Genomic DNA, 19,179 nt, shown 5'->3' with positions numbered 1-19,179 from the left:
TAATTATCTTCTAGGTTATTAACAATGGTTTTAACAAATAGACATCTCCATAATACTATAAAATCGACAAATATGCTATAATCATAGAAATTTAGACAGGAGTAACTATGCCTGAATACATCTATATGTGGGCTTATATTCAAAAACAGCCTCAAGAAACAAAGAGGTTGTTAGGAATAGAGTACCCAAAATTATTAGAGCTTATAACCTATGGCAAATTACTTAAAAAAGAATTTGAAGAAAGCAAAACCACACTGATTAAAGCAGGTGGTGGAAATAAACCGAAATTATCAGAGGAGGAGCAAATAGTTTTAATGCTAGTTTACTTAAGGCATTATCCGACCTTTCAGCTACTAGGAATAATGTTTGAAATAAGTGAATCGTCTGCCCATAATATATTCAATTATTGGCAGTCACTATTCGGAGAAAATTTACCAGCAAGTCTATTTGAACAACTAAAAAAGTTGCCAGAAGAAATAGAAAAAGTTAAAGAGGAGCTAATCCAACATGAACTAATAGTGGATGCGACAGAACAACCAGTAGAAAGACCTTTAGGGCAGGAGGCACAAAAACCATACTACTCAGGTAAACAAAAAAGGCATACCTCAAAAAGCCAAATAATCATTTGCCCAAAAATCAAGGAGATTGTGGATGTTGTGATAGGAGAAATAGGTTCAAAGAGCGATGTACAAATATTACGTCAAAGATTGGCTAAATTCCATCAAGAACAAGGCTTTCTAGGTGATAAAGCCTACGAGGGAGAATTCCAATTAACAACACCAAAAAAGAAACCAAAGGGGCGAGAATTAAGCAAAGAAGAAAAAGAAAGAAATAGTTGGTTATCGTCTCGACGAGTAGTGGTTGAACATATGATTCGATTGCTCAAAGTATTCAAAGTGATGCAAGAAAAATTTAGACTAAGAAAGGGAAGATATAAGTCATTAATCTCAACAGTATGTGGATTGGTGAGACTAAGGATAAATGCGCTGATATTAAGCATTATAAAATGTAGCGAATCAGGGCAGGTAATTGAGGTAAAGATGAGTCATTGTTTTTTGCCAGAATTGAATTTGGAGGTCTGAAAGCCCTGTAAACTCGTCTATGTACCAAGAAGTCTACTGAGTCTAGATTTAGCTACACTGCTTGCTAGACTAGGCTTTCCAGTTTTTGGAGATGTCTAATATGGTTTCTGATCAAAATGTCATCACTGAAGCTGTGCTTCGTACCCAAAATGTCAATGTTTACTACGGTTCCCATCTAGCAGTGCGGGAAGTTTCCGTGGATATTCCAGAGTTTAATGTGATTGCTTTTATTGGCCCCTCCGGCTGCGGGAAAAGTACTATTTTGCGCTGCTTTAATCGCATGAATGATCTGGTTGCCAGTGCCAAAGTAGAAGGGAAAGTCACCTTTCGCGGTCGAGATATTTATGATGCCCAGGTGGATCCGGTCAGTCTGCGTAGTTCCATCGGTATGGTGTTTCAAAAGGCCAATCCTTTCCCCAAATCCATCTATGAAAATATTACTTTTGGGGCCAAGTTAAATAATTATTCAGGAGATCTGGATGAGTTAGTGGAATCTTCCCTAAAAAAAGCGGCTCTTTGGGATGAAGTCAAGGACAAACTACGTCAAAGTGGTTTAGCTTTATCGGGAGGTCAACAGCAACGACTCTGTATTGCTAGGGCGATCGCCATTCAACCCCAGGTAATTTTAATGGATGAACCCTGTTCGGCTCTAGATCCGATTTCTACCCTCAAAGTAGAAGAATTAATTCACGAACTCAAACAGCAATACACCATTGTCATTGTCACCCACAATATGCAGCAGGCATCGCGGGTATCCGATTACACCGCTTTCTTTAATGCAGAAGCCACTCAGAAAGGGGCCAAGGTCGGTTATCTGGTCGAGTATGATCGTACAGAGATCATTTTCCAAAATCCCACCCAAACGGCAACCCAGGATTATGTGAGTGGTCGCTTTGGTTAATTAATCCCACTCTTTTGTCATGCGTTACGCTTTCTACACCGCCGATGTTTTTACTGAAACCATCTTTGGCGGTAATCCCCTCGCTGTTTTTCCCGATGCAGTGGGTTTAACTGGCCCACAAATGCAAAAAGTGGCGGCGGAGATTAATTACTCGGAAACGGTTTTCGTTTTTCCGCCCGCAACGCCTAACGGGACGAAACGCCTTCGTATTTTTACCCCCAAAGCGGAAATTCCTTTTGCCGGTCATCCGACGGTGGGAACGGCCTTTGTTTTAGTGGCGATCGCGGCTGTTCCCATGACTGGCCCAGAAATGACGCTGTATTTTGAAGAGGGAGTGGGGATCATTCCCGTCAAAGTTCTCTGGGAAAATGATCAGCCTGTTTATAGTGAATTAACTGCGGCTCAATTACCGGAAATCGGGCCGGAACCGCCTCCTGTTCATATTCTGGCAGAGATTTTATCTCTGAAACCTGGCCAAATTTTAACAGGCGAATATGCTCCCCAAGCTCTTTCCTCTGGACTCCCCTTTTTGTTAATTCCTCTACGGGATCAAAGCGCGATCGCTGCCGTTAAATTGCGCAGGGAACTATGGCAGCAATATTTGAGTTCCTTTTGGGCCAGTTCCGTTTATGTCTTCACCTTTGATACAAGTTCCAGTTCGATCGATCTGCGAGCCAGAATGTTTGCCCCAAACCTGGGTATTGAAGAAGATCCCGCCACTGGTTCCGCCGCCACTGTTCTAGGAGCCTATCTTGCCCAACGAGATCGCGCAGTGTGCCTACAGTCTGGCCAAGAAGAACTGTTAACCTGGCAAGTGGAACAGGGAATCGAAATGGGTCGTCCCAGTTTATTAAAAATTCAGGTTACTCAATCGACCGATGGCATCAAAAAAATTACCGTTGGTGGCTCATCAGTTTTGGTCAGCCAAGGAATGATGGAAATTCCGGTGTTTTAAACCGATGGAGACTTCCCAAACAAGATTACGGTGATCAACTACCAAGCGCAATTTGACATCCTCACCGCGCTGAAGCGACGGTGATTCCTATCAGATTTAACTGAATGGGTAATAGGCGGGTTGACACTTCATCGGAAGCAACTAGCAAGCTAGATTTACGCCGTCCTCTGTGTCCGTTTCGAGTCTCGGAAAGCCCTCCCGCGACCTTAATATTCTTGGCAGCATTGACATCTCTATCGTGGGTTTCTCCACAGAAAAGACAAGTCCATTCCCTGACAGAAAGTTCTTTTTTGCCGCCAATTTGACCACAACAAGAACATTTTTGAGTAGTCGGTTCCCAACGAGAAATTACCCTAAAATCACGCCCATACCTCTCTGATTTAGCCTTTAACATATCCCTAAAGCTACGCCAACCTAAATCGGGTGCGACTTTTAGTTGATGAAGGAAAAGAAAAGTGTTAACATGAGATGAAAAGTGACAAAGAGGAAACAATGATGACAGCAAAACTAATTAATGTAGAGGGTTCAAAGATAAAAATAGAACTAACATTAGAACTCAGTCGTTCAATGTTGGATACAGAAATAAATATTCAAAAAGGCTTAAACGAAGTAGGTTGCATCGCCAGCAAAGAAGCCTTGAAATATTTAGATACAGATGGTTCACCCTTAAAAATCGGTGAAGAAATCTGGAAGAGTAAGGGAGAGCAACCGAAAGAATATCAAACACCTTATGGTGAGGTTATAGTGAATCGTCATGTATATCAGCGTTCAGTAGGAGGAAAAACGTATTGCCCCTTAGAAAGAGAAGCAAGGATAATCATAACATCAACGCCATTATTGGCAAAACAGGTATCCTCAAAAATGTCAGGGATGGCAGGCAAAGAGGTGAAAAATGATTTATTAGAAAATCATGGTAGAAAAGTAGCGCTATCCTATATCCAAAGATTGAGTGAAGCAGTAGGAAGTGTGGTACAGGCAAAAGAAGAAGCGTGGAGTTATGCCCCGCCCAAGGAGGATAGCCAAATTGCAACAGTGGGAATAGGATTAGATGGAACCTGTATGCTGATGTGTGAGGATGGCTACCGTGAAGCAATGGTGGGAACCGTTTCCCTATACGATAGTGAGGGAGAACGTCAACATACAATCTATCTAGGTGCGGCACCAGAGTATGGAAAAAAGAGTTTTCTAGAAAGATTAGAAAGAGAAATTGAGCGAGCGAAAAAACGTTATCCAGAGGCAACATTGGTCGGGATAGCAGACGGGGCAGAATCAAATTGGAAGTTTTTAGAAAAGCAAACGGAAGAACAGATATTAGATTTCTATCATGCCTCTGGTTACTTAGGTGCCTTGGCAGAAGCGTTGCATCCGAATACAGTGTCAAAACAAAAAGAATGGTTGACTGAAAATTGTCGAGAACTCAAGCATGAAAAAGGAAAAGCAGGAGAACTGCTAAATCTGATGAAAGAAGTCAAAGAAGAAAAAAGTCATTCTAAGAATCTTACCGAGAAACTACAAGCGGCGATTACTTATTACGAGAATCATCAGCATCAAATGGATTATGCTGAATACTTAGAGAAAAAGTATCCGATTGGTTCAGGTGTTACGGAAGCAGCTTGTAAGACGTTGGTCAAACAACGATTATGTTGTTCAGGGATGCGATGGAAGGAAAAAGGAGCAGGAATTATTTTGAGCCTACGAGCTTTGGTATTGACCAAGGAACGATGGAGTCAATTTTGGGCAAAACTTGATCAATATGGGTTCCCTGTAGAACCCTGATTACAACAGCTTTTATCAACTAAAGGTCGCACCCCCTAAATCAGAAATTGCACGAGACAACTTACGATTTTTAAGCATTCCCGATGTGTTTAAATCCTCTAGCACAATCGTTTGGTTTTCACGAATGAGCCTAGTGGATAGTTTATGCAAAAAGTCGGTACGAATATCTTTGATTTTTGCGTGAAGTTTAGCTACTTTCAATCGTGCTTTTTCACGTCTTTTACTCCCTTTTTGCTTACGAGACAAATTACGTTGAGCTTTTCTTAATTTCTTAAATCGCTTTTTGAGTGGTTTAGGAGACTTGATTTTTTCTCCGTTATCTAAAGTAGCAAAATCAGTTATACCCAAATCAATCGGGTACATCCCGGATAAAGTAGTACATAGAATCTGGGGTAAAATGGAAAAAAACTGATGAGCGAAAAAAGTATGTTACCGATTCCCCCAGAAGAAAAAGCACTGTTAAAACAGCATCTCACCGAATCAGCCCGTATCTTGCGCAAATATACGGAACCAGAGAAACAGAAGGACTTTGGAAGCATCGAAGTAGAAGTCAGAACCCAGATGTTAGAAATTGTGGGGCCAACAATGGGGGAGTTTTTTTTTCAGAAGGGGGAAAAAAACGGTCTGGAAACAAGCGAAAAATCAAAACCCTAGTCGGAGAAGTGGAAATAAGCCAAAAACAAGCCAGAAAACTAAAGGTGTCGCCAAAAATCGTCTTAAGTCCAGGTTTAGAGAAATGCTGTCTAAGAGCCAGTGCGAAAACATCCTACCAACAAGCAGAAGAAGATATAGAGGAGTTGATGGGGATAAAAGTAGGACATAGCAGTTTACATCGCTTGGTAGAACGGACAGAACTGCCCTTAGCTCAAGCTCAGTCAGAGAGTGCGGGGGTCAGTATAGATGGGGGAAAGATTTGTCTGCGGGGCGAGGAGAAGGAAGGGGGACAGTGGCGAGATTATAAACTGGTGAGTCTTCATGGCAATGTCTGTGAAGCCTTTTTCCAAGACCCAGAGGGCTTAAAGAATTGGAGCAATGTTCAACCTTTGTCCCCAATAGTGACCTTTTTGGGAGATGGTCATCCCGGAATCTGGAATGCGGTAGAGAGTTTCGCCACTCAATCGTGGCTGATACGACGAGAGGTGTTGGATTGGTATCATCTCAAGGAGAATCTGTTCAAAGTGGGTGGCTCTCTCAAACGGCTAGAAGCAGTGGAGCATTTACTGTGGCGGGGTTTTGTGAACAAGGCAATAGATGCGTTTGATGGAGTCAAAAGCAAGAGGGCAAAGAATTTTCAAGCCTATTTGACGAAGCATTATCAGCGTATCCCTGATTACCAATACTATCAACAGCTTGGTATTGTGATTGGTTCTGGTGATGTGGAGTCTAAGATTAAACAGGTGGGAGCTAGGGTTAAATTGTCGGGAGCACGTTGGCATCTTCATAATGTTTCTCGTATTCTTCGGCTACGATGTGCTTATCTCAATCACTCTCCTCTTTTGAGTGTCAATGTATTATCTTAAGTGGGATGCACCCAATCAATCCCTACAGATTTACCATTGTCGGGTAACTTTTCAGGATTAATCTCTACAACGAAGCTAAGAAAGTACCGACCCGCCGCATCTTTAATTACAGTGACACTGGAAGGTTCCGAGGGTAGTGGGCGACTCCACATCACATCTAGGTAGCCTATTTTTGCCAAGTAAACTTTTTCTCCTTTAATAGAGAAGCCTACATTAGTAAAAGTAGCAGACTGCTTTGATTTTCGACTTTTAAATCTTGGCGGATTAATTTTCTTTCCTTTTCTTTTTCCGTTAACGGAATTGAAAAAGTTCTGATAGGCTACATTTAGATTCCTAACCGATTGCTGTAGCGGAACCGCCGATACTTCTGTCAACCACACCCTTTCTTCTGTTTGCTTGGATTGGGTTAGCAGACTGGAAAGTTGATTATAGGATGGCAGTTTTTCAGAACCTTTACAAGCCGCCAAAGCATCGTTCCAGACTACGCGAACGCAACCAAATAATCGGGATAAGTCCCGTATTTGTTGGTCAGTTGGGTAAAATCTGAATTGATACCTTGCTTTCATTTACCGTGCTAGAATTGGTCTGTAACTACATTTTAGTTGGTCTGTGTGAAAATGACAACCCAATTACGAAGGGAGCGTCATAGTGTTTCCAGTCTTAAGGTTCACTTAGTCTGTGTGACTAAATACCGTAGAGCTATTTTGACATTAGAAAGTCTTGCTGTTATAGAAAAATCCTTTGGAGAGGTTGCCAAGAAAATGGATTTTCAAATTCTTGAATTTAATGGCGAATCTGACCACGTTCACGCGCTTATTGAATTTCTGCCAAAACTCTCCATCTCTCAGATGGTAAATGCGCTCAAGGGTGTTTCTAGTCGTCGCTACGGTCAATCTGGATTCCAAAAACCTTATGGCAAAGAGGCTCGGTGGAGTCCTTCCTATTTTGTTTCCAGTGTTGGTGGCGCACCTCTTGAAGTCCTTAAGCAATATATTCAAAACCAACTAAAGCCGTCCTAAAAGGACGGGGTTTTAAACCCATTTCTTTGATAAAAGGTCAAACTTGTTTTGCCATAATGTTTTTGGCGACAGATGCTTAAGGTCGGAATCTCCTGAGCAGTCCAATATTTAGGATCATGTTCAACGGCAATTTCTCCTCCTGACTCTAAGAGGTGTTGAGAGGCGATCGCGATTAAAACCGATTCATAGAGATTGCTCTCGTAGGGAGGATCAAAATAAATATAATCAAAAGGATTTCCTTGCCAATGACCTAGCTGAGTTAACACATGACCTCGTATTACGGTAAAAGATTGAGACGATTGAGCTACTTTTTGCCAATTGCGCTGAATCACCGCACAAGCTTTGCCAGATTGTTCAATCCCTACCACTTTTTTGGCTCCCCGCCCCAAGGCCTCGGCTCCCATCGAACCATTTCCCGCACAGAGATCTAACCAGGAACAGCCCTCAATATCCCGCCAAATATTAAATAAGGCAGTACGAACCTTCGCTGCCGTTGGACGAGTTAGTTGACCGGGCAAGGTCTTCAGTTCTCGATTACCATAAATTCTCATACCATCAGCAGAAAATCAATTAATCTGAATTGCGGGAAGAATCCTCTGTTGGAGAACTCACTTCTTCCTTAAATCCCCGCAACGTTTTCCCAAAGGCTGCCCCAATCTCAGGAATTTTTCTTGGGCCAAAGATCAATGCCATTGCCACCAGAATCACAATCACTTCTGGCCATCCTAATCCAAACATCCTTTGCTCCTAGCCATTCGTCGGCGATCGCCCCAATAGAACTGGGGTAGTAACCACTATAGCAAAGGCAGATCCCTCTAGTTAAAAGATTTCTGTCATCAAGGATTGTTTCAAGATACTCACCCCTTTTTTGAGACGACGAGACACTGTAATCACACTAATTCCCAGTTGATCAGCCGTTTCCCGTTGGGTTAAATCGTGCAGAAAAATAAATTCTAAAATATGGCGTGTCCGATCTTCTAGCAGAGACAGAGCTTGGTTCAAACGAATTTGATCTTCGGAACTCAATTGAAAGCTACGGTATTCACTTTCGCATAAACAATCGCCTAAATTGCCTGTCCCATCCTCCTCACTATTAACACGGGCATCTAAACTGAGGGGTTCTCGATTCTGCCAAGCTAACTTAATGTCTTGCCACTCCGTCAGGGAAATCTCTAACTTCTCTACCAACTCCAAATCACTCGGTTGACGATTAAAACGGCTTTGAAAGGCCTGTTGTTCTAAGGTCGCTTGCTGACCAATCTCTAGCCAACGCCGAGGAATACGGACACAGTAACCTTTATCCCTTAAATAGTGCTGAATTTCTCCTCGAATATAGGGAACAGCAAAGGAACTAAATGCATGACCCTTATCTAGATCAAAGCGTTCAATCGCCCGAATTAATCCCAAACAACCCACTTGAACCAAATCCTCATAACCTTCTACAAACTGTTTTTCCCAATGGTGGGCTTCTTTACGAACCAAACCAATATTCAACTCCATAATACGATTACGAAGATGAGTGGTCTTTGACTCTCGATAGGCTCGAAAAAGCGTGAGGGTTTCAATTTTAAGGGATTCTTTCGCGGTGGTAGGCATAATAACACTCTTAATAGTTAGTAAGAACAATTAAGATTGACTAATGGAATTAATTGAGATGATAGAAAAAGCAAAAAAGCCAATAAATTTAAGAGCAGGATTAACAATTGCTTTTCCTCTAATTATATTTACAACGGCATAATTAACCAAATTATCTGAGGTCGTAGAATTCAATATCCATAATTACACGGAGAGGTTAATAAATTTGTGCAAAAACAAGGATATCCGTTCTATTACATGCATAATTATTATAGGAAAAAACTGATTAAACGCAATAAAACACAACATTTGTTAAAACCTCGTCATTATTAAATTTCCAAAAAAAGAGGGGCGATCGCCCCTAGGAAAAAACTCACAGATTCTGTATTTAGTCAATGCCTTAGGATTCTACCTTGGCATAGAAAATACCACGCACTTTAACATCAACCGGCTCCTTCGCCCCTAAGTCCGTATCAGAGGGTTGGATGCTTTCAAAAATGCCACCAATTTCTCCTGTTTCTCCATCCACCTGAGTTACTTGTAGGGAAAGAGTTCCTTTGCCGATGGGGGTTTGTTTGACATTAGTACGTTGCAACTCTTTGCTGTCTGCCGAAGCTGGAAGGGCAACAGCATTGTCATAGCCGGTATAAACCCCACGAGCTTTGGGATCTAGGAAACCTGCTCCTCGATAGGAAGGCACTTTAAAAGTACCGACAAAATCCGTAGAACTGTTAATTGAGGTAAAGCCAGGTTCAGTCTTGCCGACAAAGTTCTTAATGGTAAAGAAGAAAGGAACCTCTTCTCCACCAGGCAAAAGAACGGTGATCGGTTGGAAGTCAATACCATCTTTTTCTTTAAAGGTTAATACTCCGTCGTTACTGACCAGAACAGATCCTCGGATTTGCTCCAGACTAGTAGTGTAACGAGTTAAGAGTTTACCTTGAACAAATTCTGCTGATTGGCGTTTGTTAAGGGGTTCTTCTTTAACAAAAAATTGTTGTGGTTCTAAGCATAGGTCAGCTATCGTATATGTCGAGTTAGCTTCTACGGCGATCGTCCCTCTGGTAAAGGAAGAAATTGCAGGGCAAGCGTTGGCCAGTCCTGTGCCGATAATTTCATCGTAGGTAAGTTGGCTTTTGTCAACTGCTAGGGCCGATCCACAATTCAATAAGGAAAGGATACCTAGACACAGTGATAGAAAGGCAACGATTATTGAACGAAACCTCATGGTTAACCTCGCTTGGTCAATCTCAAATTAGTAGTTTCTTGCCCTGAATAAGACTTACGCATGGTGTAACCAAATAATATCGAGGGCAAGTTAGGCTATTGTTATCGGGATCTACTTTATCAAACTTTCGTTACCTTCCTGCGTCATCCTTTGGTGAATTCTTTGCGTCCCCCGATCTTCTATAGTGAGGGATGGCTTACTTTTCTTTCAAGGACTAAGGATTTATCTCCATGACTGACGGACAATACTTTAATGATACACTTCAACAATTGGTTGCCCTCGTGGAGTCATTGTCCCAATTCTGTGGCCAAGATAGCGATCGCCTGTTGTCATTACTGAGGACGTTGGAAAGTTTACATCGTCAGATCCGCACAGAACAATTTGAGCCATCGCTTCCCAATACTCGTAAGGATCTCTATGCTTTTTTAAAAGATGTGGAGGAAAGTGGTGGCTGGCCCTACATTGAGCGTGGTAAGCTCCAAACATTTTTGCAGCACTGGATGCCCCCAGAAGAGTCATCTGGCCAAATCTCTGACTTTCCCGAAAAGAATTCTTCCCAGCCCGAATAACGACAACACAGCATCTTATTGAACTGGGGCGCTAGGATTCGAACCTAGGGATGGCGGGACCAAAACCCGCTGCCTTACCACTTGGCTACGCCCCATTGACGAACCTTTGTCATCATAACAGAACTATCTAGGAAGTTGTCAAGCGATTTTTGAAAATTTGTGCTGACTCTCGATTAAATCTACTGAATTCGGCGATCTCTGTCGATTAACCTCTCACACACAGACCTCTCTTCCCAGCCCCTGTCTCTCCCTGACCTTCCTGAGATGGGAGGATTTTTTGTATATCTCATAACATTTTGCAGATTATTTAGGACGTAATATACAACGTCTATGTTGTTTATTAAAATAGATACTGCTCTTTTTTCTCCTCATCCATCGATTCTGCTTAATTTCTACGAGGTTGCTTAATTCTTACCATGATTAATCGATTAGGACGACGCAAATTTTTATTGTACGGTTCGGCTACACTAGGAACGAGTTTACTGTTAAAAGCCTGTGGTGGTGGAGAGCCAACAACAACGACCTCCCCCGCTGGAGAAACCAGTCCTGCATCAACGGCGGCTGGTGGTGGTGAAACGGTTAAGGTGGGAATCTTACATTCTCTCAGTGGCACAATGGCAATTAGTGAGGCCACCGTTGTTGATGCAGAAATGTTGGCAATTGAAGAAATTAATGCAGCAGGTGGCGTTCTCGGTAAAAAGATTGAACCGATTAAGGAGGATGGAGCCTCAGATTGGCCGACCTTTGCCGAAAAAGCCACTAAATTAATCGATCAGGATAAGGTAGTGGCGGTATTTGGTTGTTGGACTTCTGCGAGCCGGAAAGCGGTACTACCCGTATTTGAATCCAAAAACCATATGCTCTGGTATCCCGTCCAATACGAAGGTCAAGAGTGTTCTAAGAATATTTTCTATACTGGGGCGGCCCCTAACCAACAAATTGAACCAGCAGTGGATTGGTTACTCAAAAATAAAGGGAAAGACTTTTTCCTCGTGGGATCTGACTACGTTTTCCCTCGCACGGCTAATACCATTATCAAAGAGCAGTTAAAGGTCAAAGGTGGCAAAACCGTCGGTGAAGACTATTTACCCCTAGGCAATACCGAGGTGACTCCGATCATTACTAAGATTAAACAGGCCTTACCCAAGGGCGGGGTGATTTTCAATACCCTGAATGGGGATAGTAATGTCGCTTTCTTTAAACAGATTCAATCTGCGGGTTTAACCCCTGATAAATACCCAGTACTATCGGTCAGTATTGCCGAGGAAGAAGTTCAACAAATTGGGAAAGAATATCTGCTAGGTCAATATGCTTCCTGGAACTATTTCCAAACCGTTGACACCCCCGCCAATAAAAAGTTTGTAGAAGCTTTTAAAGCTAAATATGGCCCGGATCGTGTGACGAATGACCCTGCGGAAGCAGCCTATATTGCTGTTTATCTTTGGAAACAGGCCGCAGAGAAAGCTGGAACCGTCGATGATCTCGAAAAGGTGCGGATGGCGGCGATCGGTCAGGAGATGGATGCTCCCGGAGGCAAGGTTAAGATGTACCCTAATCACCATATTTCCAAGACGGTTCGTATCGGTCAGGTGAATAAGGACGGTCTGTTTGATATTGTCTGGGCGACGGAAGGCCCCGTTGTACCGATCCCTTGGAACCAGTTTGTTCCAGAAACCAAGGGTTATAGTTGCGATTGGACACGCACGGATATTAAACCCCCTCAAACCCCTGGTAAATTTAAGGACGCAGCTAAAAAATAAGTTGATTTAGATTCCCCCTAACCCCCCTTTTGTAGTAGAGGGGGGAAAGCTTTGGCAATAAACCAACCGGCAATTTATTCAAGCGTCTTAAACATGGTAGGGAGTAAAATTTTGTGTCTGCATTATTAGAAGGTCTATTTAACGGGATTAGCATTGGTTCGGTATTGTTGATCGCAGCTTTAGGCTTGGCGATCGTTTTTGGACTGATGGGGGTCATTAATTTGGCTCACGGAGAATTGATGATGTTAGGGGCCTATACGACCTATGTGGTTCAAAATGTTTTCAAGCCTCTGGGAGAGCCGGTTTTTAATTTTTATATTTTGGCTGCTTTACCGATCGCTTTTTTGATGGCTGGATTAGTGGGTTTGGCCTTGGAAAGGACGGTGATTCGCTATCTTTACGGACGGCCCTTGGAAACCTTGTTGGCAACTTGGGGCGTAAGTCTGATCTTGCAGCAATTTGTTCGCAGTGTGAATGGTCTATTAGTGATTGCGATCGCTGTTTTTTGTGGTTTGTATTTTGGCGGTCTCTGGTTTCTGAGTCGCAGAGTTGATTGGGAGCAAATTCGCAGCAAGGCCAGGGTATTATTCTTTTTTCTTTCGGCGGCGATCGCGGCGGCGGGTGGTTTTATCGTTGCTCAGACCAAACAGGATAGTTTAATTCGTCCTTGGTTTAGTGCCAGAAATGTGGATGTGACGGCTCCTGCCTGGCTCAGAGGCGGTTTACCCTTTGCTGGCTTTCAATTGCCCTATACGCGCATTTTAATTATTATCCTGACCATTCTCTGCATTATTGGTATTATTCTCTTTTTTAACCGTTCCAACTGGGGTTTACGGATTCGGGCTGTGACCCAAAATCGAACCATGAGTGCTTGTTTAGGAATTCCCACGGCCCAGGTGGATGCCCTGACCTTTGCGATCGGCTCTGGTTTAGCGGGGATTGCCGGCTGTGCCATTAGCTTTCTCGGCTCAGTTGGCCCTAGTACGGGACAAAACTATATTGTCGATACTTTTATGGTGGTCGTAGTCGGTGGCGTGGGCAATCTTTTAGGAACAATTATTGCTGCCATGATTATTGGCATTTTGAGCTACTTGATTGGTAGCGGAACCTTTGCCCTCATTATTCCCCCTGAGGGTATCCTACAGAATGGGGTGGATTTCTTTAACTTTTTTGCGACCACGAGCATGGCCAAGGTGATGATCTTTATCTTGATCATTCTTTTCCTCCAAATTAAACCCGCCGGTATTTTTGCCCCCAAAGGTCGGACAGCAGAACTGTAATCTATCTTTACTGAGTTTTTATTATGGCGATCGAGACAGATATTCAGTTATCCCAACGGCAACAAAAAAAGCGTAAATTGTGGATTGAAGGTGGTGCGATTATCGCGATCGCGGTGATTTTTGCGGTGATCTTACCGTTGGCTTTACCGGCTTTTCGCCTGAGGCTATTAGGGCGTTTTGTTTCCTTGACCATTGTTGCTTTAGGAATTGATTTAATCTGGGGTTATACCGGACTGCTCAGCTTAGGACACGGTATCTTTTTTGCTCTGGGAGGTTACGGTTTAGCCATGTATCTTAATTTGCAATTACCGGCGGGTCAATTGCCAGAATTTTTTAGTTTGTACGGCGTAGCAGAATTACCCTGGTTGTGGCAACCGTTTCATTCTTTACCGATTACTATTATTGCTATTTTTATTATTCCCAGTATTATTGCAGGTTTACTCGGCTATCTTATTTTTCGGAATCGGATTAAGGGCGTTTATTTTTCCATTCTAACCCAGGCAGCCCTGCTCGTTTTTTATAATTTCTTTAATGGTCAACAAAAACTGATCAATGGCACCAATGGCTTGAAAACAGATACCCAAAGTATTTTTGGCTTATTAGTCAGTGATAATCGGGTACAAATTGGCTTTTATGAAATCACGATTATTAGCCTAATTTTGGTTTATCTCGTCTGTCGTTGGTTAACCAGTGGGCGGTTTGGACGGCTATTAGTCGCCATTCGCGATGATGAAAATCGGGTACGTTTTACTGGTTATGATCCCACTGGTTTTAAGGTTTTAGTATTTGCCATTTCGGGGGCGATCGCTGGTTTATCGGGCGCACTTTATACGGTACAAACGGGCATTATTACCCCCAGTATCATGGAGGTAGCCTTTTCCATTGAAATGGTGATTTGGGTAGCGGTAGGGGGTCGGGCCACTCTCGTGGGGGCTGTGTTAGGAACCCTATTAGTTAGACTCGCGCAAAGTTCTTTAAGTGAACAATTTCCAGAGGTTTGGGTTTTCTTTCAAGGGGCATTATTCCTGATTGTCGTGACCATTTTACCCAATGGTATTGTCGGCTGGTTTCAAGAATCAGGTTGGCAACAATTGCGATCGCTGTTTGGCTTTAAGCCTCAAGTTGCCACCTATCCCAGTTTAGAAGCAGATCCCGAAGTACAACAGGAACGGCGAGACATTGATCATCAGTAATTTTTAGATGAATGTTATCTCTGTGGCTAATTTTTCTAGGATCTTGAGGGCATACAAGGAACTCCGAATCAAGTTAAAACCGGCGATCGGTTGAGAGATTAATGCCTTGGTTAACGGCCACGTCTGTAATTCTCCGGCTGAATTGTAAACTTGACTTAAATCCGGCAAAGATTGATTAATTTCATCGCTAATCACCCGTAGGATCACCACTGGAATTTGTTGGGCTGCAAAAAATTTTAAAATGGTGGCTCCTTCCATATCCACTACTTGGACTTTATACCGTTTCCCTAAATTTTGCTTTTCCTCTGCCTCAGTAATGACGCGATCGCTGCTTAAAGCTTCGACTAATTGAACTTTATGTCCTAATTTTTCTACTAAATAACCCGTTGCAGAAGAATCACAAAACAGAAGTTGATCACTTTCTAAATCTAGGCAAGAACGATATAAAACAACTTGACCTAGTTTTAACTGAGGAGAAAGACTACCAGCCAATCCCATCACAATGATCCCTTGAGGAGAAATTTTCCGCATTTTTTGGAACATTAATCCCCTAAGTAATGCCTTCTCAACCGCCTTTCCACCCACAGGAATTGCTAAAATAGAAGGGCAATTCGGCTTTTTTTGCCAACCCTTCATTACTGCTTGATATTCTGAACCCTGGGGAACCAAGATTGTATCTAGAGCCGGACGTAAATTAACAATAGGTGAATCCATTAGCAATAATATTGTTAAGAAAAGTATCAGGAAGAAAGTAAACTCAGATTACAAAGTACGTTCTCACAAGCTGTTACGAATTTAAATGGCATAACGATTTTGCTGACAGTCTTGTAACAAGTTTGCTGACAGTCTTGTAACAAGGGGCTTAAGCCCCTTGCCTATATGCGTTTTAAATAGTGAACAGCTTAGAGCATTTTTTATCTTTAAAATAGTTCTAGTAATTGCTCTGTTGTTTTTTCTATATTAAAAGACGCTTCAATCTTTGCTCTGGCTTGACTTGTGATCATTGCCATTTGTTCGGATTGGGAAAGACATTGCATAATTTTATCGGCAAGAGATTGGGAATCGTTCGGAACGGCTAGAAAACCAGATACCCCATCCTCAATGAGTTCAGGAATGCCAGAAATCTGAGTCGAAATCACGGGAATTCCCACTGCCATTGCTTCCATTAAGACAACTGGAATACCATCGCGATCGCCGTTATGATCCTGTTTACAAGCCAGAACAAAAATATCTGCTTCTCTAAGCCAGGGAAAAACCGCCTGGTGAGATAAAGAACCCACTAAGGTAATGTGGGAACTAAGTTGATATTCTGTAATTAATTGCTATAATTTCGCTTTTTCTGGGCCATCACCTCCAATTTCTAAATGAAAATTAATTCCCTGGTTTCGTAAAGTGACTGCGGCTAAAATAAGAGTATCAAATCCTTTTTTTTCTACAAATCTACCTAGAGATTTAATCCTGATTGTTTCCGAAAAGCTTGATTTTAACTGAAAAGTATAGTCATTCAAATTAATGCCACAATGAATAACCTTTACCTTGTCAATTTGAGATAGATTAATTTTTGTCTTTAAAAATTGACGGTTATATTCAGAAATAGTTACAGCAAACTGACATCGGTTAATCTTTTGTTCGATCAACCAGCAGCGTTCAAACAGATCATTGGCGTGAGACGTAAAACTAAAAGGAATATTCGCTAAAAGTGCGCCATACATTCCCACTTGGGTAGGTACATAGGAAAAATGAATATGGAGGTGCTCACATTGATTACGCTGTAAAATTCTCGCGACGGCACTAGCTTGCCAGAAATGATAGAGCAATTTTAAGGCTGTTGAATTAAATAAACCTAAATGGAGAATATCTTGAAACATTAATCCCATGATTGCTAGATAGCGAAAGGGATTTTGTTTGAAAATAGCAAAATTATCCTGTAAAACTGCTAGCCAATGTCGCTCATATAAAAAAGTTGTTTTAGCCAATAATTGCTGAAGATTAATGTCTAGTTCAGGTAAGTGAGGGCGATCAATGGAGAGAGACGTAATAGTGATATTGCGTTGTTGTAAAGCCAATATTTCTCCATAGACAAAAGTAGCAGAGAGAGACGGAATTTCTGGCGCAAGATAGGCGATTTTTTTCATGGATTGACGGAGAATGATATCGGAATAGCGGTTAGAATGGGCTTAAACTCCTGAAGATTGGCTGGCTTTACGCTTAATGGTCTAATCTAGTAAGCGTGGTCTTTATTGATTATGATATCTAAAGAGGTTTCTTGGCTATCAGAACAAAGGTAAATCTGACTGAACTAGCCATTAAACTCATTCTTCCGTCCAAGATTCAGCCTTTGCCCCCTAATCAATTAGAAGCATGGACATTCTCTGTACCCGCCCAGGTTGCTCTCGTATTAATTCTTTTGCAGATCTGGACAATCGTAATACATTGCAAACGGCTCAACAAAAATTTTGTACCAGTTGTGGAATGCCTTTAATTTTGGGGGGACGCTATCTACCGGTGAAGTTATTGGGTCAAGGTGGTTTTGGGGCTGCCTTTTTAGCACTAGATCGTTTTACTCCGACCATGCGTTTTTGTGTGGTTAAACAATTTCAACCGGCGGGTGATCTGAGTGCGGCGCAAATACAAGTGGCATTAGGGCTTTTTGAGCGAGAAGCGTCGGTTTTAGAGAAGTTAGGCAATAAGCATGATCAGATCCCAGACCTCTTTGCCTTTTTCCCCTTGGTGGTAGATAACCCTAGAACAGGGAAGTCAGATCAGTTTTTTTATCTGGTGCAGGAATTTATCAATGGCAAAAATCTAGAGGATGAACTAGCCGATCGCGGCCCTTTTTCGGAATCAGAAGTGCTCAATGTATTGGAGGAAATGCTTAAGATCCTGACCTTTGTTCATGATAAGGGTTCAATTCACCGAGACATTAAGCCGTCCAATATTATGCGAGATCAGGAAGGTACTCTATTTCTATTGGACTTTGGAGCCGTTAAGGAGATTGCGGTGGGTTCTGTCCCAGGGGGTGGCTCTACCGGGATTTATTCAATGGGTTTTGCGCCACCCGAACAAATGTCAGGAGGTCAGGTCTATCCGGCGACGGATCTCTATGCCTTGGCCATTACCTGTCTTTATTTATTGACGGGAAAATCAGCCCAGGATCTCTATGATTCCTACCACAATACCTGGCACTGGCGGCAATTTGCTCCCCAGGTCAGCGATCGCCTGGCCCAGGTGATTGATCGATTACTATTACCCACACCAAGGGATCGTTATCAATCGGCTTCAGAAACCCTCGCGGCCTTAAATAGTAATCTTCCCAGTCCTCCTAGTCCCCCCAGTCATTCCTCTACCAAAATTCAAGGAACTCCCCCAGCAACACCAGCCGTACCGCCGCCCTCAGGCCAGGTACAACATCAAAACCAACCTGCATTTTCTACCCTAGAACTTTTGGGCTGTGCAGCGTTTACAGGTTATGCAAGCACACTGATCTGGATTGCAACCACTAGTTTATTCTCCTCACCAGGTATCAGTATGGGACTCTGGGGCATGATGACCGGCGGATTAATCTTTGCCCAATGGGGAAGGATTATCGAAAAACTAGAAATGCTGGTTATTACCGGAGTAAGTACGGTATTATTTTGGTTTTTGCCTCTCCTTTATCTTAAAACCCCCTTAGTTACTTCTCTTTTTCTATCTCTTTCCCAATCTTTTCCCATGCTCAGTACCCCTTTTTGGGGCGTAATTGTGATGGCAAGTTTTGGTGCTCTAGGACTCGTGGCCATCCTCTCGCTTTTCCGCCTAGTTTATCAATTATTAAGACTTTTACTTTGAAAATTACCCAACAGCGATCGCCGATTAGTTAATAGTTGATAGTGAATAGTTGATAATTATCCATTGTCCATTCTCAATTATCCATTCAAAATGCGATCGCTTTCAAAATTGAGAGAGTTCAACTGGTCGGCAACCATCCAAACAGTTTAGCGGCTCCACCAATGAGAGCAACAATCAGTGCAACTAATACTCCTCGATTAAGAAATTCCTGATTATCTAGACGTTTATCAATGCCACTGACTTTTTCGTCTAGGGTTTTAATTTCGCCCGACAGTTCTACTTGCCCAATTTCCAGTTTATTAAGCTTTTGGTTAACTTCGGCAAACTGTTTATTGACTTCGGCAAACTGCCTGTCCATTTTTTGATTGACTTCGGCAAACTGCCTGTCCATTTTTTGATTGACTTCGGCAAACTGCTTGTCCATTTTTTGCTCGAAGCGATCTAGAACATCTTCGAGGGTATAGCTAACTGTAGTGGGTGTGGTCGTCATTGC

23 protein-coding genes and 1 tRNA gene are annotated in these 19,179 nt (G+C 42.4%); 12 read left to right on the top strand and 12 right to left on the bottom strand.

Going from position 1 to position 19,179, the window contains the following annotated elements:
- Window positions 1-125 precede the first annotated feature (125 nt).
- The 3 genes from KA717_23555 (at window position 126) to KA717_23545 (ending at window position 2,938) form a co-directional block, all read left to right on the top strand.
- Entirely contained in the window at window positions 126-1,082 is a 957-nt protein-coding gene (locus KA717_23555; protein ID UXE58956.1) for a transposase, read from the top strand.
- Window positions 1,083-1,182: 100 nt separating this feature from the next.
- On the top strand, window positions 1,183-1,983 hold the full coding sequence (gene pstB, locus KA717_23550; GenBank protein UXE64764.1) for a phosphate ABC transporter ATP-binding protein PstB: 801 nt from the start codon (window positions 1,183-1,185) through the stop codon (window positions 1,981-1,983).
- 19 nt (window positions 1,984-2,002) lie between these two features.
- Entirely contained in the window at window positions 2,003-2,938 is a 936-nt protein-coding gene (locus tag KA717_23545; protein UXE58955.1) for a PhzF family phenazine biosynthesis protein, read from the top strand.
- A gap of 61 nt (window positions 2,939-2,999) precedes the next feature.
- Here KA717_23545 and KA717_23540 read toward each other — a convergent pair whose 3' ends face one another.
- Window positions 3,000-3,332 (bottom strand): transposase, encoded by a 333-nt coding sequence (locus KA717_23540; protein ID UXE58954.1) that lies wholly within the window; start codon window positions 3,330-3,332, stop codon window positions 3,000-3,002.
- Window positions 3,333-3,433: 101 nt separating this feature from the next.
- Between KA717_23540 and KA717_23535 the strand changes: the two genes are divergently transcribed.
- A complete protein-coding gene (locus tag KA717_23535; GenBank protein ID UXE64763.1) occupies window positions 3,434-4,714 on the top strand; it encodes an ISKra4 family transposase in 1,281 nt (426 codons plus the stop codon).
- Window positions 4,715-4,729: 15 nt separating this feature from the next.
- Here the strand turns inward: KA717_23535 and KA717_23530 are convergent, their stop codons facing one another.
- Entirely contained in the window at window positions 4,730-5,077 is a 348-nt protein-coding gene (locus KA717_23530; GenBank protein UXE58953.1) for a transposase, read from the bottom strand.
- A 48-nt stretch (window positions 5,078-5,125) separates the two neighbouring features.
- On the opposite strand from KA717_23530, the gene KA717_23525 reads away from it, so the two are divergent.
- Entirely contained in the window at window positions 5,126-5,368 is a 243-nt protein-coding gene (locus tag KA717_23525) for a hypothetical protein (protein UXE58952.1), read from the top strand.
- Window positions 5,356-6,234, top strand: coding sequence for an ISKra4 family transposase (locus KA717_23520; GenBank protein UXE64762.1), 879 nt, complete (start codon window positions 5,356-5,358; stop codon window positions 6,232-6,234). Before KA717_23525 ends, KA717_23520 begins: the two co-directional genes overlap by 13 nt.
- Here the strand turns inward: KA717_23520 and KA717_23515 are convergent.
- A complete protein-coding gene (locus KA717_23515) occupies window positions 6,231-6,800 on the bottom strand; it encodes a transposase (GenBank protein UXE58951.1) in 570 nt (189 codons plus the stop codon). The two genes, KA717_23520 and KA717_23515, sit on opposite strands and share 4 nt — an antisense overlap.
- A gap of 51 nt (window positions 6,801-6,851) precedes the next feature.
- On the opposite strand from KA717_23515, the gene tnpA reads away from it, so the two are divergent.
- Complete coding sequence (gene tnpA / locus KA717_23510; GenBank protein UXE58950.1) at window positions 6,852-7,253, top strand: IS200/IS605 family transposase; 402 nt, start codon at window positions 6,852-6,854, stop codon at window positions 7,251-7,253.
- Here tnpA and rsmD read toward each other — a convergent pair.
- From rsmD to KA717_23490, 4 genes are all read right to left on the bottom strand, one after another.
- Window positions 7,250-7,804, bottom strand: coding sequence for a 16S rRNA (guanine(966)-N(2))-methyltransferase RsmD (rsmD, locus tag KA717_23505; protein ID UXE58949.1), 555 nt, complete (start codon window positions 7,802-7,804; stop codon window positions 7,250-7,252). The genes tnpA and rsmD overlap by 4 nt on opposite strands.
- A gap of 19 nt (window positions 7,805-7,823) precedes the next feature.
- Entirely contained in the window at window positions 7,824-7,991 is a 168-nt protein-coding gene (gene tatA / locus KA717_23500) for a twin-arginine translocase TatA/TatE family subunit (protein UXE58948.1), read from the bottom strand.
- A gap of 81 nt (window positions 7,992-8,072) precedes the next feature.
- On the bottom strand, window positions 8,073-8,849 hold the full coding sequence (locus KA717_23495) for an RNA polymerase sigma factor SigF (GenBank protein ID UXE58947.1): 777 nt from the start codon (window positions 8,847-8,849) through the stop codon (window positions 8,073-8,075).
- Between the two features lie 379 nt (window positions 8,850-9,228).
- Window positions 9,229-10,056 (bottom strand): photosystem II manganese-stabilizing polypeptide, encoded by an 828-nt coding sequence (locus KA717_23490; protein UXE58946.1) that lies wholly within the window; start codon window positions 10,054-10,056, stop codon window positions 9,229-9,231.
- 230 nt (window positions 10,057-10,286) lie between these two features.
- Here KA717_23490 and KA717_23485 point away from each other — a divergent pair, with 230 nt between their 5' ends.
- Complete coding sequence (locus KA717_23485) at window positions 10,287-10,625, top strand: hypothetical protein (protein ID UXE58945.1); 339 nt, start codon at window positions 10,287-10,289, stop codon at window positions 10,623-10,625.
- A gap of 23 nt (window positions 10,626-10,648) precedes the next feature.
- Here KA717_23485 and KA717_23480 read toward each other — a convergent pair.
- Window positions 10,649-10,720 (bottom strand) — tRNA-Gln (locus tag KA717_23480).
- A 321-nt stretch (window positions 10,721-11,041) separates the two neighbouring features.
- Between KA717_23480 and urtA the strand changes: the two genes are divergently transcribed.
- The 3 genes from urtA (at window position 11,042) to urtC (ending at window position 14,858) form a co-directional block, all read left to right on the top strand.
- Window positions 11,042-12,385, top strand: coding sequence for an urea ABC transporter substrate-binding protein (gene urtA / locus KA717_23475; GenBank protein ID UXE58944.1), 1,344 nt, complete (start codon window positions 11,042-11,044; stop codon window positions 12,383-12,385).
- A gap of 113 nt (window positions 12,386-12,498) precedes the next feature.
- Window positions 12,499-13,665, top strand: coding sequence for a branched-chain amino acid ABC transporter permease (locus KA717_23470; protein UXE58943.1), 1,167 nt, complete (start codon window positions 12,499-12,501; stop codon window positions 13,663-13,665).
- Between the two features lie 23 nt (window positions 13,666-13,688).
- Window positions 13,689-14,858, top strand: coding sequence for an urea ABC transporter permease subunit UrtC (gene urtC, locus KA717_23465; GenBank protein ID UXE58942.1), 1,170 nt, complete (start codon window positions 13,689-13,691; stop codon window positions 14,856-14,858).
- Between the two features lie 3 nt (window positions 14,859-14,861).
- Here urtC and KA717_23460 read toward each other — a convergent pair whose 3' ends face one another.
- The 3 genes from KA717_23460 to KA717_23450 form a co-directional block, all read right to left on the bottom strand.
- Window positions 14,862-15,572: a hypothetical protein gene (locus KA717_23460; GenBank protein ID UXE58941.1), complete on the bottom strand. Its 711-nt coding sequence runs from the start codon at window positions 15,570-15,572 to the stop codon at window positions 14,862-14,864.
- A gap of 206 nt (window positions 15,573-15,778) precedes the next feature.
- On the bottom strand, window positions 15,779-16,138 hold the full coding sequence (locus tag KA717_23455; protein UXE58940.1) for a glycosyltransferase: 360 nt from the start codon (window positions 16,136-16,138) through the stop codon (window positions 15,779-15,781).
- A gap of 42 nt (window positions 16,139-16,180) precedes the next feature.
- Complete coding sequence (locus KA717_23450) at window positions 16,181-16,993, bottom strand: glycosyltransferase (GenBank protein ID UXE58939.1); 813 nt, start codon at window positions 16,991-16,993, stop codon at window positions 16,181-16,183.
- A gap of 226 nt (window positions 16,994-17,219) precedes the next feature.
- On the opposite strand from KA717_23450, the gene KA717_23445 reads away from it, so the two are divergent.
- Complete coding sequence (locus tag KA717_23445; protein ID UXE58938.1) at window positions 17,220-18,686, top strand: serine/threonine protein kinase; 1,467 nt, start codon at window positions 17,220-17,222, stop codon at window positions 18,684-18,686.
- Window positions 18,687-18,804: 118 nt separating this feature from the next.
- Here the strand turns inward: KA717_23445 and KA717_23440 are convergent, their stop codons facing one another.
- Window positions 18,805-19,176 (bottom strand): DUF4164 domain-containing protein, encoded by a 372-nt coding sequence (locus KA717_23440; GenBank protein UXE58937.1) that lies wholly within the window; start codon window positions 19,174-19,176, stop codon window positions 18,805-18,807.
- Window positions 19,177-19,179 lie beyond the last annotated feature (3 nt).

The organism is Woronichinia naegeliana WA131, from assembly GCA_025370055.1.
Taxonomy (GTDB): Bacteria; Cyanobacteriota; Cyanobacteriia; order Cyanobacteriales; family Microcystaceae; genus Woronichinia; species Woronichinia naegeliana.
This window is presented reverse-complemented; position numbering and strand designations above follow the sequence as displayed.

What these genes read in the sequence shown, in the direction of transcription:
- KA717_23545 (UXE58955.1), top strand. Translation starts at nt 2,003, where the DNA reads ATGCGTTACGCTTTCTACACCGCCGATGTTTTTACTGAAACCATCTTT.
- KA717_23525 (UXE58952.1), top strand. Translation starts at nt 5,126, where the DNA reads ATGAGCGAAAAAAGTATGTTACCGATTCCCCCAGAAGAAAAAGCACTG.
- KA717_23440 (UXE58937.1), bottom strand. Translation starts at nt 19,176, where the DNA reads ATGACGACCACACCCACTACAGTTAGCTATACCCTCGAAGATGTTCTA.
- KA717_23530 (UXE58953.1), bottom strand. Translation starts at nt 5,077, where the DNA reads ATGTACCCGATTGATTTGGGTATAACTGATTTTGCTACTTTAGATAAC.
- KA717_23485 (UXE58945.1), top strand. Translation starts at nt 10,287, where the DNA reads ATGACTGACGGACAATACTTTAATGATACACTTCAACAATTGGTTGCC.
- KA717_23555 (UXE58956.1), top strand. Translation starts at nt 126, where the DNA reads ATGTGGGCTTATATTCAAAAACAGCCTCAAGAAACAAAGAGGTTGTTA.
- KA717_23445 (UXE58938.1), top strand. Translation starts at nt 17,220, where the DNA reads ATGGACATTCTCTGTACCCGCCCAGGTTGCTCTCGTATTAATTCTTTT.
- pstB (UXE64764.1), top strand. Translation starts at nt 1,183, where the DNA reads ATGGTTTCTGATCAAAATGTCATCACTGAAGCTGTGCTTCGTACCCAA.
- tatA (UXE58948.1), bottom strand. Translation starts at nt 7,991, where the DNA reads ATGTTTGGATTAGGATGGCCAGAAGTGATTGTGATTCTGGTGGCAATG.
- KA717_23515 (UXE58951.1), bottom strand. Translation starts at nt 6,800, where the DNA reads ATGAAAGCAAGGTATCAATTCAGATTTTACCCAACTGACCAACAAATA.
- KA717_23535 (UXE64763.1), top strand. Translation starts at nt 3,434, where the DNA reads ATGACAGCAAAACTAATTAATGTAGAGGGTTCAAAGATAAAAATAGAA.
- rsmD (UXE58949.1), bottom strand. Translation starts at nt 7,804, where the DNA reads ATGAGAATTTATGGTAATCGAGAACTGAAGACCTTGCCCGGTCAACTA.
- urtA (UXE58944.1), top strand. Translation starts at nt 11,042, where the DNA reads ATGATTAATCGATTAGGACGACGCAAATTTTTATTGTACGGTTCGGCT.
- urtC (UXE58942.1), top strand. Translation starts at nt 13,689, where the DNA reads ATGGCGATCGAGACAGATATTCAGTTATCCCAACGGCAACAAAAAAAG.
- KA717_23495 (UXE58947.1), bottom strand. Translation starts at nt 8,849, where the DNA reads ATGCCTACCACCGCGAAAGAATCCCTTAAAATTGAAACCCTCACGCTT.
- KA717_23490 (UXE58946.1), bottom strand. Translation starts at nt 10,056, where the DNA reads ATGAGGTTTCGTTCAATAATCGTTGCCTTTCTATCACTGTGTCTAGGT.
- KA717_23460 (UXE58941.1), bottom strand. Translation starts at nt 15,572, where the DNA reads ATGGATTCACCTATTGTTAATTTACGTCCGGCTCTAGATACAATCTTG.
- KA717_23450 (UXE58939.1), bottom strand. Translation starts at nt 16,993, where the DNA reads ATGAAAAAAATCGCCTATCTTGCGCCAGAAATTCCGTCTCTCTCTGCT.
- KA717_23540 (UXE58954.1), bottom strand. Translation starts at nt 3,332, where the DNA reads ATGTTAAAGGCTAAATCAGAGAGGTATGGGCGTGATTTTAGGGTAATT.
- tnpA (UXE58950.1), top strand. Translation starts at nt 6,852, where the DNA reads ATGACAACCCAATTACGAAGGGAGCGTCATAGTGTTTCCAGTCTTAAG.